The sequence below is a fragment of the Tautonia sp. JC769 genome, assembly GCF_040717455.1.
Classification (GTDB): Bacteria; Planctomycetota; Planctomycetia; order Isosphaerales; family Isosphaeraceae; genus Tautonia.
This window is the reverse complement of record NZ_JBFEFH010000024.1, coordinates 33205-45469: the sequence shown is the minus strand read 5'-3', so window position 1 is coordinate 45469 and position 12265 is coordinate 33205. Positions and strand designations below refer to the sequence as shown.

Sequence of the window (12265 nt, the reverse complement as noted above, 5' to 3'; positions counted from 1 at the left end):
TAGCGGAGAGGCGGGCGGGGGACCAGTTCTCACGGGCGGAAGGGAGCGGGGAGGGGGATTGCGCGCGGAGACGCGGAGTCGCGAGAGAGGAGGGGAGGAGAGAGGAGTGATTGTCCCATGCTCGTTGAATTCTCTGCTTCGCGACTCGGCGGCTCTGCGCGAGGTCCCCTCCGATGGCTCGATCGGGACGAGGCGGCATCAGAATGGGGAGGTGCGTCTTCGAAGACTCGACGGCACCCGACGGGAGGGGGGGGAGCGTAGGGGAGGGGAGGCCGCTGGCGGGTGGCCGAGCGGGGGAGGGCGTGGTAGTGTCCCGGCTGGCGGGAGTTGAGATGATTGGCGGGGCGGGCGGGCCGTGAATCAACGGGGAGTCGGGGCATGGAAACCGTGCGCGTGGCCGCGGTGCAGATGGATGTGAAGCTGGGGGATCGGGAGGGGAATCTCGGGGCGATCCTCGATCGGATCGACCGCGCGGCGGAGGCCGGGGCGCGGCTGGTCGTGTTCCCGGAATGTGCGCTGAGCGGCTATGTGTTCGAGTCGCGCGCCGAGGCGATGACGGCCGCCGAGGCGATCGACGGGCCGAGCCTGGGGGCGATGGCCGCGCGGTGTGCCGAGCGGGGCGTCTTCGCCGTGGTCGGGATGCTGGAGCGGGACGGCGACCGGCTGTTCAATGCGTGTGCGCTGGTCGGGCCGGAGGGGGTGGTGGCGTCGTACCGGAAGATCCACCTGCCGCATTTGGGGGTCGATCGCTTCGTCGACCCGGGGGATCGGCCGTTTGGGGTGGTCGAGGCGGCGGGGCTCCGGCTGGGCATGCACATCTGTTACGACGGCTCATTCCCGGAATCGGGGCGGGTGATGACCCTGCTCGGGGCCGACGTGCTCGTCTTGCCGACCAACTGGCCGACGCGGGCCGAGCCAACCGCCGAGCATTTCCCGATCGTCCGGGCGATGGAGAACGCCGTGTTCGTGATGGCCGTCAACCGGGTCGGCAGCGAGCGGGGGTTCCCGTTCATCGGCCGCAGCGCGATCGTCGACCCGAACGGCCAGGTGCTCGCCCGAGGGGACGGGCAGTGCGAGCAGATCCTGATGGCCGAGATCGACCAGGCCCAGGCGCGGACGAAGCGCATTGTCCGCGTGCCGGGCCTCCATGAGATCGACCGGATCGCCGATCGGAGGCCGGAGTACTACGGGGCGATTGCGGCACGGGCCGATCAAAAACACGAAGTAATATCTTCTCGGGATTGAACACGAGGGGAAAGGGAGGGGCATCGTGAGGACGCCACCGGGTTCTGTTGCGTGCTTCATCGTCGCGGCCGTGCTGGGGGCGGTCGGGCAGTTCCTGTACAAAGGGGGGGCGGATCGGGCGACGGGGGGGGTGGTGTCGTATGTGGTGAATGCGCGGATCTGGGGCGGGGTGGCGTGCTATGTGGCGGTGATGGTGCTGTTCGTCGCGGCGTTCAAGCGGGGAGGGGCGTTGAGCGTGTTGTACCCGATTTATGCCTCGACCTTCATCTGGGCGGCGGTGATCGCGTGGTGGGCCGATGGCACGCCGATCCGGCCGATTCACATGCTGGGGATGGTGTGTCTGGTCGTCGGCATGGCCTTGATGGGGCGGTGAGCGCGATGGATGAGCGGGCGAAGGCGAGAACGAATCAGGTCGGGGAGCGGCGGCCGATCGGGGCGCGGGAGTGGTCGGCCTCGCGGCGGATGGCGCACGGGCTGGCGCGGGGGGGAGTGTCGCCGAACGCGATCTCGGTGGCGGGGATGATCTGCGGGGTGGCGGCGGGGATGGCCCTGGGGGCGACCCCCTGGCTGGGGCCGCCGTCGGCCCGGGCGGCCTGGCTGGGGGCCGCGGCGTTGATCCAGCTCCGCCTGCTGGCCAACCTGTTCGACGGGATGGTCGCGATCGAGACGGGGACGGCGTCGCCGAAGGGCGAGCTCTATAACGAGGTGCCCGATCGGGTCTCGGACACGGCGATCCTGGTCGGGGCCGGGTACGCGGCGGGGGGCGTGGCGGCCTTGGGGTATCTGGCCGCGCTGGCCGCGATGGCGACGGCGTACATCCGAGTGATGGGCCGGGGGCTGGGGACGCGGCAGGAATTCTGCGGGCCGATGGCGAAGCAGCAGCGGATGTTCGTGATGACCCTCGTCGGCCTGTACCTGGGCCTGGCCCCGGCGTCGTGGCAGCCGGTTTGGGGGGCCGGTGGTCGGTGGGGGCTGGCCGCGGCGGCGCTGGGGGTCATCGCCGTGGGAGCATTCTTCACGGCGGTCCGGCGGCTGAATCGGATTAGCCGGGTGCTGACGGTGAAGGAGGCGAGGCCGTGACGCAGGAATCACGCGATCGGCTGTTCGGATATGAGCACGCCTTCGACGACCCGGTGACGCTGGCGGTGACGATCGGCCTGGCGGTCGCGTTGCTGGTGACGCCGTTGATTTTGCTGGGGCTGGATCGGCTGGGGAAGATCGGCCCGGGGATGCGGCCGGAATTGTGGCGGCGGTATTTCTCGTGGTTGATCCTGGTGCCGTTGATCCTGGTCCCGATCCTGATGGGGGCCTTCTGGGCGGTGATGGGGATCGGGATTTTGGGCCTCTTGTGCGGCCGGGAGTACAGCAGGGCGACGGGATTGTTCCGCGAGCATTTGATCAATGCGGTGATCGTGGTGGGGATTTTCCTGATCTATTTTGCGGTGCTCGACAACTGGTATCGGTTGTTCGTGGCCTTGACGCCGCTGTCGATCAGCCTGATGGCGGCGGTGGCGATCACCGCGGACCGGCCGCAGGGGTATATTCAGCGGGTGGCGCTGGGGGTGCTGGGCTTCACCCTGTTCGGGACGGGGCTGGGGCATCTCGCGTTCTTGACGAACGACCCGGGGTATCGGCCGGTCCTGATTTTGGTCTTTCTGGCGGTCGAGGCGAATGACGTGTTCGCCTTCCTGTCGGGCAAGGCGATCGGCGGGCCGAAGCTGGCGCCGAACACCAGCCCGAACAAGACGGCCGGGGGGAGCCTGGGGGCGCTCGTGCTGACGACGTTGCTGGTGGTGGGCATCGGCACGCCGATCTTCCGGGGGACGGCGATCGGCGGATGGCCGCAGTTGGCGATCCTGGGAATGCTCATCAGCGTGGTGGGGCAGTTGGGGGACCTGATGCTGTCGTCGATCAAGCGGGATCTGGGGCTTAAGGACATGGGCACGACGATCCCGGGGCACGGGGGCCTGCTCGATCGGTTCGACAGCCTGATCCTGGTGGCGCCGGTGGTGTTCCACTACCTCAATTATTTCGTCGGGGTCGGGACGGGAGAGCCGCAGAACATCTTCACGGGGGGGTGAGCCGTGAATTCGTGGAGCTACAAGCCGGCGCGCGACCTGAACCTGAAGACGCGCCGGCGCTGGGCGAGCCTCGATCGCGAGAGCGGCCTGGTCTCGACGGTCATGCACCAAATCTGGTGGCTGTTCGTCCGGACCTATCTGGCCGTCTGGCACCGGCTGGAGATCACGGGCCGGGAGCACCTGCCGGCCGATGCGCCGCTGGTGCTGGTGGCGAACCACACGAGCCATCTGGACACGCTGGCCATGGCCGCGGCGATTCCCTGGCGATTGCGGGGACGCCTGCTGCCGATCGCCGCGGGGGACGTCTTCTTCACGACGCCGGTGACGAGCGCCTTCTCGGCGTTCATGCTCAACGCCTTGCCGATGTGGCGGAAGAATTGCGGGTCGCACGCCCTGAAACAGTTGCGGGAGCGCTTGGTGGGCGACCCCTGCGTGTTCATCCTCTTCCCGGAGGGGGGGCGGAGCCGGGACGGGGCCTTGATGGCGTTCAAGCCGGGGCTGGGGATGATCGTGGCCGGGGCGGACGTGCCGGTGGTGCCCTGCTGGTTGTCGGGCTGTTTCGACGCGTTCCCGCCGGGCAGGAAGCTGCCGAGGCGTTGCAGGATCCGGGTCGAGATCGGCCCGCCCTTGAATTTCGCCGGGGTGTCGAATGACCGCGGCGGGTGGCAGCAGATCACGGCCGAGACGGAGGCGGCGGTGCGGCGATTGGGGCCGGGGGCGGAAGCGGTATCGGAATCGAAATCGGAAGCGGCCGATTGAGATCGACGGGGGCCGCATTCGTTCCAGTTCGGGCGGCCGCGGTATGGGCCAGGACGAGGAGGACGACGATGGGAAGGATCGAGGCTCGGGGGCTGACCGATGGCCTGCAAGGGTGACCAGGATCATCCGGCCCAGGATGACGCGAGCTGACAGGAGGCTTCGAGCATTGGTCGCGTCAGGTCGTCCAGTCCTCGGTCCGGAGTTCGGCGATCTTGCCGAAGTCGGCGACGTTCCTGGTCAGGAGGACCAGATTCCGCGAGACGGCGATGGCGGCGATCCGGAGGTCCATCGTCCCGACTCGGAGGCGACGAGCTGAGAGGTCGCCGAAGGTTTCCGCCGCGGCTTCGTCGAACGAGAGGACCGGTGCAGCGGCGAACCCGCGGATCACCCTGGAGAGCATTCCATAGCCCCGAACGACGTCCTCGGGGCTCCTGGCCCTTGAGGATGTAGGAGTGACAGCCCAGTGCCTGCTCGTGGAAGCTGATGACCGAAAACGCCAGGTCTGTCAGGTCGTGGCGAGCGATCCGGGACACCAGGGCGGTGAATTGCGCCCCGGACTCGCGCTGAAGGAAGCTGATATGGTCCGTATCGAGCAGGTACGTCACGGACGATCACCTTGCACTCCGGGGCGATCCGCCTCGCGGAACGCGCGGCCGTACGCGAGGACTTCGTCGAAGGCGGGCTCATCCTTGAGCGAGCCGACGACCTGATCCAGCCAGTTCGGGGAGGATGCGGGCATCCTGCGACGCAGCTCCTCGATGGCGGCCTCGACGGCGGAGAGGCGTTCTTCGATGGGTGTCTCGGTGGGCATGGCCGGATCTCTCACGTCGTACCGTGATCATGGTCGGGCCGAGAGGGGCTGAATTGGTAGGCCCTTGCGCCTTCCCGGCGACCACGATGGACACCGGGAAGGGATCCCGCGACCGGCCATTCGGGGGACGGTCGCGGGGTGATGGGTCAAGGCTGCCGGGGATCAGACGTAGTCGGTGATGCCCGGCTTGGGGATGACGATGTCGGGGCGGGGGCCCCATTCGAGGTTGGTGGGGAAGGTGTCGAGGGGGGAGTTGAGGGCCTCGTCCCAGGTCAGCTCCTTGCCGGTGTAGGCGGAGTCGCGCCCCATGATGGCCATGAGGGTGCTGTGGGCGACGCGCTCGAGCTCGTTGATCGGCTGCCCCTCGGCGATGGACTTGAGCAGGTTGATGTGCTCGTTGACGTAGGGGTTGACCTCCCCCCGGGAGCGGAGGCGCTGGCCGGCGAGGTTGTAGTTGCCGGGCATGAGGTGGGCGGTGCCCTTGTGGCCGACGATGTACTCGGAGACGTCCTTGGCGCAGCCGTCGATCTGGCGGCACATGCTCATGACGTGTCGGCCGTCCTCGAAGGCGTAGTCGACGGCGAAGTGGTCGTACGACTGGCCGAAGCCCTCGGCGGTGTTGACCTGCTGGCCGCCCATGCCGACGCAGGAGGAGGGGACCATGTCGCCGAAGGCCCAGCGGGCGACGTCGAGGTTGTGGACGTGCTGCTCGACGATGTGGTCGCCGCAGAGCCAGAGGAAGTGGTACCAGTTGTGGAGCTGGTAGGCCATGTCGTCCATGCCCGGCTGGCGGGGACGGACCCAGATGTTCCCCTGGTTCCAGAAGACGCGGGCGGTGATGACGTCGCCGATGGCCTCTCCGGAGCGGATCTTCTCCATCGACTCGATGTAGCCGGTCTGGTGGCGGCGCTGGGTGCCGGCGACGATGGCGAGGCCCTTCTTCTTGGCCTCCTCGGCGGCGGCGAGGACCTTGCGGATGCCGGTGCCATCGACGGCGACCGGCTTCTCGGTGAAGATGTTCTTGCCGGCCTTGACGGCGGCCTCGATGTGCAGGGGGCGGAAGCCGGGGGGGGTGGCGAGGATGATCAGGTCGCAGGCGTCGATGACGTCCTTGTAGGCGTCGAAGCCGGAGAAGACGCGGTCGGGGCTGACGTCGAACTTCTCGCCGACTTTTGAGTTCTTCGAGAGGCGGTCGGCGGCGAGATTCGCCTGCCCTTCGAAGACGTCACCGAGGGCGTGGATGGTGACGTTGTGGTCCTGGCCGGCGGCCTCGCAGATGTTCTCCGCCGCGCCCGTGCCGCGTCCGCCGCAGCCGATGACGCCGACGCGGATCGAGTCGGTCCCCGCGGCGAAGGCGTTGGGGACGGAGGCGAGCGAGGCGGTGCCGACCGCGGCGACGGCCGAGTTCCGGAGGAAGACGCGGCGAGAGGGCTTGGGTCCGGTCATGGCTCGAAGCTCCCGAGACGGGGGGACGGAGGTTCCGAAGAAGGAGGACGTACGGTTCTACCGACTGGGATCGGGGCCGCGCGGCGTGGGCGACACCGCGGAGGGTGTCGAGCAGGTGAGGTTCACCCGCGTGCCGGCGGGGCCGATCGGGCAGGGGCCCCCCTCACCCGGCCTTCGGCCACCCTCTCCCCCGGTGGGGGCGAGGGTTGAATTGGCCCCCTCTCCCCGCTCGCGGGGAGAGGGCCGAGGTGAGGGGTCCGGGTTCGAATCGCGAGGCCCAGCGAACCGGCCGATCGCCCCCTCACCCGGCCTTCGGCCACCCTCTCCCCCGGTGGGGGCGAGGGTTGAGAGGGCTCTGGCACCCACTTCCCCGAGGGCGGGGGAGTGGGTTGGGAGCGAGGGTCTGGTCGGGGCAGGGATCGCGCCGGGAGTCCTCGGGGGAGGACGCGCGGGGGCCTCCGCATCCCGGGAGGGGTTCACGGGGCGTCGTCGGGCCTGGGGCCCTTGCCCTTGATGATCGGCGACTTGAAGCCGACCAGCTCGGGCTGCTCCTCGAAGGCGCGGACGACCCGGAAGCCGACGAAGGTGGCGTCGGTGTGCCACCAGATGCTCTGGGGGCGCTGGGGGTCCTGGACGCTCCAATCGGGATTGGAGACGTGACGCGAGGCGCTGCGGCAGTCGTAGGCGTCGAAGTCCCACGAGCCTCCCCGAGCGATGTAGGGGTACTCGAACGCGTCCGGCACGACCACCGGTCGGACGGTCGGAGTGTCTTGCGACCTCTGACTATAGATGTCTTCGACGTAGTGGTCCAGCACCCACTCGGCGACGTTGCCGTGCATGTCGTAGAGGCCCCAGGGGTTCGGCTTGAGCTGGCCGACGGGCTGGGGGCCCTCGCAGTTCTCGAAGAACCAGTCGTATTCCTCGAGGTCGGCCGGGTCGTCGCCGAAGTGGTAGGCGGTGGTGGTGCCGGCGCGGGCGGCGTATTCCCACTCGGCCTCGGTGGGCAGGCGGTAGGTGTGGCCGGTCTTGGCCGAGAGCCACCGGCAGTATTCCATGGCCGAGTGCAGGGTGATGCAGATGACCGGCTGGCCTTCGCGGCCGAGGCCGAAGGTCTCGTCGGCGTAGGGGGGGGTGGGGCGGGTAACGGCGTCGGCCTGCTGCTCCCCCTCGGGCTGGGCGTCGCGCTCGACGCCCTCGCGTTCCTTGCGGCGGAGGTCGAAGCTGAAGGCGAACTCGTCGTACTCGTCCCAGGTGACCTCGTGCTTGCCCATCCAGAAGGGGGCGACGGTGACCGGGTGCTGGGGGCCTTCGTGCTCGGAGCGGTCGGCCTCGTCGTCGGGGCTGCCCATCTGGAAGGTGCCGCCGGGGATCGGGACCATCTCGAAGGTGATGTCGGTGCCGGCGATCGTCTCGGTGTAGGGCTTCATCTCCTCCGGGGTCTTGGCGTCTTGCCCCTGGGAGGGGGCGGCGGGGAGGGCCAGCAGGGCGCAGGCGACGGCGAGAATGCCAGTCCTGCCGTGCGACAGGGGGATGATCATCGTAGGATGGACTCCTCAAGGCGGACGGGAAACGGCCGGAGGCGGCGCGAACTCAACCCATCCGGAACACACGGGACGGGGCTCGGTGCGATCGAATCGGGATCGACGTCGATGGCAACCGGGCCGCGGGGAGGTCGGCGGATGAGCGTGGGACTGCTCGCGGTGCTCCTGCTCGTGGGGGCAGGCCCGACGGTCGGCGAGGACCGGGCGGGCGGGGGACTCAAACGCTTTGAGTTCCAGGAGACCCACATGGGGAGCGCGTTCAGGCTTCTAATCTACTGCAACGACGAGGAACTCGCCAGCGGCGCGGCACGCGCCGCGTTTGCGCGGATTGCCTTGCTTGACGCGACCCTGAGCGATTACAAGCCCGACAGCGAGCTGATGCGCCTGAGCGACCGGGCCGGGGGGGATCCGGTGCCGGTCAGCCCGGAATTGTTCGAGGTGCTGGCGCGGTCTCGGGAGCTGTCGGGGCGGACCGACGGGGCCTTCGACGTGACGATCAACCCGGTCGTGAAGCTCTGGAGGCGGGCCCGGCGGAACCGGGAGCTGCCGAGCCGATCGCAACTGGACGAGGCATTGAGCCGGGTCGGCTGGCGGGATCTGGAACTCGACGCCCAGGCGAGGACGGTCCGCCTGGCCCGGCCGGGCATGCGGCTCGACGTCGGCGGAATCGCCAAGGGGTACGCGAGCGACGCCGCGCTGGCCGAGCTGCGGGGGGCGGGCATCACCCGGGCGCTGGTGGCCGGGGCGGGGGACATCGTGGTCGGGGACCCGCCCCCGGGTCGGCCGGGCTGGCGGGTCGGGATCGCCTCGGCCGACGCCGAGGCGGGGGAGCGGCGGATGCTCTGCCTGCGCAATCAGGCGGTCTCGACCTCGGGGGACGCCGAGCGGTTCGTCGAGATCGAGGGGGTGCGTTACTCTCACATCGTTGATCCGAGGACCGGGCTGGGGCTGACCGGCCGCAGCAGTGTCACGGTCGTGGCACCGGACGGGACGACCTCCGACAGCCTGGCGACGGCCATCTCGGTGCTGGGGCCGGACCGGGGGCTGGCCCTGGCCGAGGATACCGAGGGGGCCGAGGCGTTGATCGTCGCCATCGAGCCCGGGCAGAATCAGTATGAGATTCGCCGGACGCCGGGGTTCGATCGGTGGCTGACAGGGCCCGCCGAGGGGGACGAGCCGGTTCCGAGCCTCGGGCCGCCGGAGTCTTGAATCGCGGCACCGTCGTTCTACAATGGCGGGACATTCGCATCAGGAAGGTCGATATGCGCCAACGCATTCGCAGAAACGGATTGTTTATGCTTCCGAGAACGTTGCCCGCGCTTCTGGCGGTGAGCTGGCTGTTGCTCGGCCCGTCGGCCGCCCCCGGGAGCCCTCCCGCCCGGCAGGAGGTGGAGCGCGTCGTGCTGAACGACGGCTACCAGATCGTGGGCAAGGTGCTGGCCGAGAAGCCCGACGCGATCTTCCTCGACGTCGGCTACGACGTGATCAAGGTCCCCCGCGACCAGATCCTGCGGCGGGGTGCCCCCGAAGCCACGGCGCCTGAGTCGGTGAATGTCGCGGGCAATGCGACCTCGCCGAGCGACGGATTCTTCGAGATCCGGACCCTGCGGCCCCGGCCGGTGAATGAGCTGGTCAATGAGTACGGCGAGGCGGTCATCTCGATCGAGACCCCCTCGGGGATCGGCTCGGGGTTCATCATCAATCCGGACGGCTTTGCCGTGACCAATCACCACGTGATCGAGGGTGAGACGCGCATCTCGGCGATCCTCTACCAGCGCACGTCGAGCGGATGGCGGCGGCGGAAGATCGACGACGTGCGGATCGTCGCGGTCAATCCGTTCCTCGACCTGGCCCTCTTGAAGCTGCCGGCGCAGGACGGCTTGAAACTCGAACACGTCGTGCTGGGTACGCTCGATGACCTCGACGCCGGGGATGGAACATTCGCCGTGGGGAACCCCCTGGGCCTGGAGCGGAGCGTCTCGCAGGGGATCCTCAGCACCTTGAACCGGAATTTCGAAGGGCTGGTCTACCTGCAGACCGACGCGGCGATCAACCCCGGGAATTCCGGAGGCCCCCTGTTCAATCTCCGGGGCGAGGTGATCGGGGTGACGAACATGAAGGCCTCTCGCGGAGACAACCTTGGATTCGCCATCCCGATCAATTACGTCAAGGACTTCCTGCGGAGCCGAGACGCCTTCGCCTACGACAAGGACAATCCCAACAGCGGCTACCGCTATCTGGACCCGCCCCGCCGTCGCCGCCCCGAACCCCCGGCCGCCGCTCAGCAGCAGCAGGAAGGGACCTCGGGGGTCGGTGCCGGCGCATCGGCTCGCGATTCGGGCGAGTGAGGCGGGTTTCGACCAACCGGCGCTTGGCATTGGAATTGCCGGGAGCTATGGTCACTGGGGCCGACCCGGTTTCCGGGTCGGCCGTCTGGCGTGAGAAGGGGCGGAGCTTGACGACTCGTCTTCCGAGCAACTCAGGCTTGTCGCGTTCCCCTGGGCCCCCGACTGACTTCGCGATTCCATGATCGGCTCGCGTGGGGGCCTGCCTCGGTTCGAATTTTTCAACGATTGAAGAAGGAGAAAAGCTCAATGCGATTCCCGACTCGGGTGCTCGCCGGCTCGGCATTGCTCGGCGTCCTGACAGCGGCGGTTCCGGTGGCGGCGCAAGTCCCCGACGAGAACGCGCTGCCCAGTTCGACCCTCGCCATCGTCAAGGCCAAGAGCGCCAGCGACCTGCGCGAGGCCCTCGGCCGCAGCCAGATCGGCCAGTTGCTGGCGGATCCGGCCATGGAGCCGCTGAAGGAGGACGTGCGGGCCAAGCTGGGCGACCTGGACAACGAGCTGCAGCAACGGCTCGGTGTGGGCCTGGAGGAGCTGCTCGAGACGCCCCAGGGGCCGGCCTGGCTGGCGGTCACCCGCCGCGACGATGTGCTGCCGATCGCCGTCTTGCTGGTCGCCGACGCCGGCCAGAACGCCGAGCGGATGAACGAGATCATGACCCGTGGCACGGATCAGCTCGTCCAGGAGGCCAACGGCGAGTCTCGGACCGAGGAATTCCAGGGCAAGACCCTGACCATCATCCAGCCGCCGGCCGAGGACAGCCCGCCCCTGGTCTGGACCAACGAGGGGAGCGTCTACTTCATCGGCGTCGGGGTCGAAGGGGTCAAGGACCTGCTGGCCAACGCCGACGGCCGGGAAGATTCGCTCGCCTCGAACGCCAACTACCAGGCCATCGGCACGAAGCTCGGCACCGAGAGCCAGGTCTGCTGGTACATCGACATCCAGCAGGCGTTGCAACTGGTGATCCAGGCGGCCGCCGAGCAGGGCGGCGAGGCCGGCCAGGCCGAGGCCCTCTTGCGGACGCTCGGCGTCGACCAGCTCAAGGCCGTCGGCGGGACGGTTGACCTGGCGACCGGCGACTACGACTCGATCTCGAAGACCTTCGTCTACGCCCCCGGCCCGCGCGCCGGCATCCTGCGACTGTTCCAGATGCCGCCGATCGAAGGGACCCCGGAGGCGTGGGTGCCGGCCGACGTCAGCAGCTACCAGACGATCAGCTGGGACCTGGGCGCCGCCTACACGGCGCTGGGCGACCTGGTGAACATGTTCCTGCCCGGGGCGATCGAGAACGTCGAGCGCGGCCTGCAAGGCCCCGGCGGCGAGACGATCCGCTTCCAGCAAGACATCTTCGCTCCGCTCGGCGATCGGATCACCATCCTCTCCGACTTCGAGGGCGAGGGGGCGGAGCTGGACGCGGAGAGCCAGCGGGCGCTGGTCGCCGTCGAGCTGGACGACGAGCAGACCTTCCAGAACACGCTGAACAAGATCTTCGCCATCACCGGCGCCAACCCGAAGACGCGAGACTTCCAGGGCACGACGATCTACGACGTCGAGCTGCCGGAACTGCCGGCCGCCCCGGGCGCCCCCCAGATGCAGCTCTCCGGCAACGTGAGCTTCGCCATCGCCAAGGGCTACCTCTTCGCCACCGGCCGCGCCCCGCTGCTCGAGCAGATCCTCCGAGGGGGCGGCAGCGGCCTGGCCGACGACGCCCAGTTCCAGAGCGTCGCCTCGAAGTTCCCGGCCCAGGTGTCGACCTTCGCCTACAACCGGCCCGAGGAACAGGCCCGCGCCGTCTACAACACCGTCACGAGCGGCCAGTTCCAGGAGGCGCTCGACCTGGCCGGCAACGCCGGCGGCGCGGACGTGCCCGACCTGTCGGAACTGATCGACGTCGAGAAGATCCCGGAGTTCTCCGTCTTCGCCAAGTACCTCACCCAGGGGGGGAGCTACAGCGTGATGGAGGATGACGGCCTGATGATCATCCAGTTCTCGCTCCCGAAGGGGAACTGAACCCGATCCGGGTGATTGAATTGCCCG

General features: G+C 68.5%; 12 protein-coding genes. 8 read left to right on the top strand and 4 right to left on the bottom strand.

Annotated features, from left to right (window positions below; genetic code table 11):
• Positions 1-378: 378 nt before the first annotated feature.
• The 5 genes from AB1L88_RS20570 to AB1L88_RS20550 are packed head-to-tail and all read left to right on the top strand — an operon-like array spanning position 379 to position 4085.
• Positions 379-1245, top strand: a complete 867-nt coding sequence (locus AB1L88_RS20570; RefSeq protein WP_367098571.1) for a carbon-nitrogen hydrolase family protein — start codon at positions 379-381, stop codon at positions 1243-1245.
• A 25-nt stretch (positions 1246-1270) separates the two neighbouring features.
• The gene (locus AB1L88_RS20565; RefSeq protein WP_367098570.1) at positions 1271-1618 is read left to right on the top strand and encodes a hypothetical protein; all 348 of its coding nucleotides are present in this window, start codon (positions 1271-1273) and stop codon (positions 1616-1618) included.
• Positions 1619-1623: 5 nt separating this feature from the next.
• Entirely contained in the window at positions 1624-2325 is a 702-nt protein-coding gene (locus AB1L88_RS20560) for a CDP-alcohol phosphatidyltransferase family protein (protein ID WP_367098624.1), read from the top strand.
• Positions 2322-3326, top strand: coding sequence for a phosphatidate cytidylyltransferase (locus AB1L88_RS20555; RefSeq protein ID WP_367098569.1), 1005 nt, complete (start codon positions 2322-2324; stop codon positions 3324-3326). Before AB1L88_RS20560 ends, AB1L88_RS20555 begins: the two co-directional genes overlap by 4 nt.
• 3 nt (positions 3327-3329) lie before the next feature.
• Complete coding sequence (locus tag AB1L88_RS20550) at positions 3330-4085, top strand: lysophospholipid acyltransferase family protein (protein WP_367098568.1); 756 nt, start codon at positions 3330-3332, stop codon at positions 4083-4085.
• Between the two features lie 175 nt (positions 4086-4260).
• Here AB1L88_RS20550 and AB1L88_RS20545 read toward each other — a convergent pair whose 3' ends face one another.
• The 4 genes from AB1L88_RS20545 to AB1L88_RS20530 form a co-directional block, all read right to left on the bottom strand.
• Complete coding sequence (locus tag AB1L88_RS20545; RefSeq protein ID WP_367098567.1) at positions 4261-4485, bottom strand: hypothetical protein; 225 nt, start codon at positions 4483-4485, stop codon at positions 4261-4263.
• A gap of 201 nt (positions 4486-4686) precedes the next feature.
• Positions 4687-4896 carry a hypothetical protein gene (locus AB1L88_RS20540; RefSeq protein WP_367098566.1) on the bottom strand — a complete coding sequence of 70 codons (210 nt, stop codon included), beginning with the start codon at positions 4894-4896 and terminating at the stop codon, positions 4687-4689.
• 162 nt (positions 4897-5058) lie between these two features.
• Positions 5059-6342: a Gfo/Idh/MocA family oxidoreductase gene (locus AB1L88_RS20535; protein ID WP_367098565.1), complete on the bottom strand. Its 1284-nt coding sequence runs from the start codon at positions 6340-6342 to the stop codon at positions 5059-5061.
• A 476-nt stretch (positions 6343-6818) separates the two neighbouring features.
• Complete coding sequence (locus AB1L88_RS20530; RefSeq protein ID WP_367098564.1) at positions 6819-7880, bottom strand: formylglycine-generating enzyme family protein; 1062 nt, start codon at positions 7878-7880, stop codon at positions 6819-6821.
• A 141-nt stretch (positions 7881-8021) separates the two neighbouring features.
• On the opposite strand from AB1L88_RS20530, the gene AB1L88_RS20525 reads away from it, so the two are divergent.
• The 3 genes from AB1L88_RS20525 to AB1L88_RS20515 all read left to right on the top strand — a co-directional run bounded on the left by AB1L88_RS20525 (position 8022) and on the right by AB1L88_RS20515 (position 12238).
• Positions 8022-9092: an FAD:protein FMN transferase gene (locus tag AB1L88_RS20525; RefSeq protein WP_367098563.1), complete on the top strand. Its 1071-nt coding sequence runs from the start codon at positions 8022-8024 to the stop codon at positions 9090-9092.
• 86 nt (positions 9093-9178) lie between these two features.
• Positions 9179-10231 carry a trypsin-like peptidase domain-containing protein gene (locus AB1L88_RS20520; protein ID WP_367098562.1) on the top strand — a complete coding sequence of 351 codons (1053 nt, stop codon included), beginning with the start codon at positions 9179-9181 and terminating at the stop codon, positions 10229-10231.
• 246 nt (positions 10232-10477) lie between these two features.
• Positions 10478-12238 carry a hypothetical protein gene (locus tag AB1L88_RS20515; RefSeq protein WP_367098561.1) on the top strand — a complete coding sequence of 587 codons (1761 nt, stop codon included), beginning with the start codon at positions 10478-10480 and terminating at the stop codon, positions 12236-12238.
• Positions 12239-12265 lie beyond the last annotated feature (27 nt).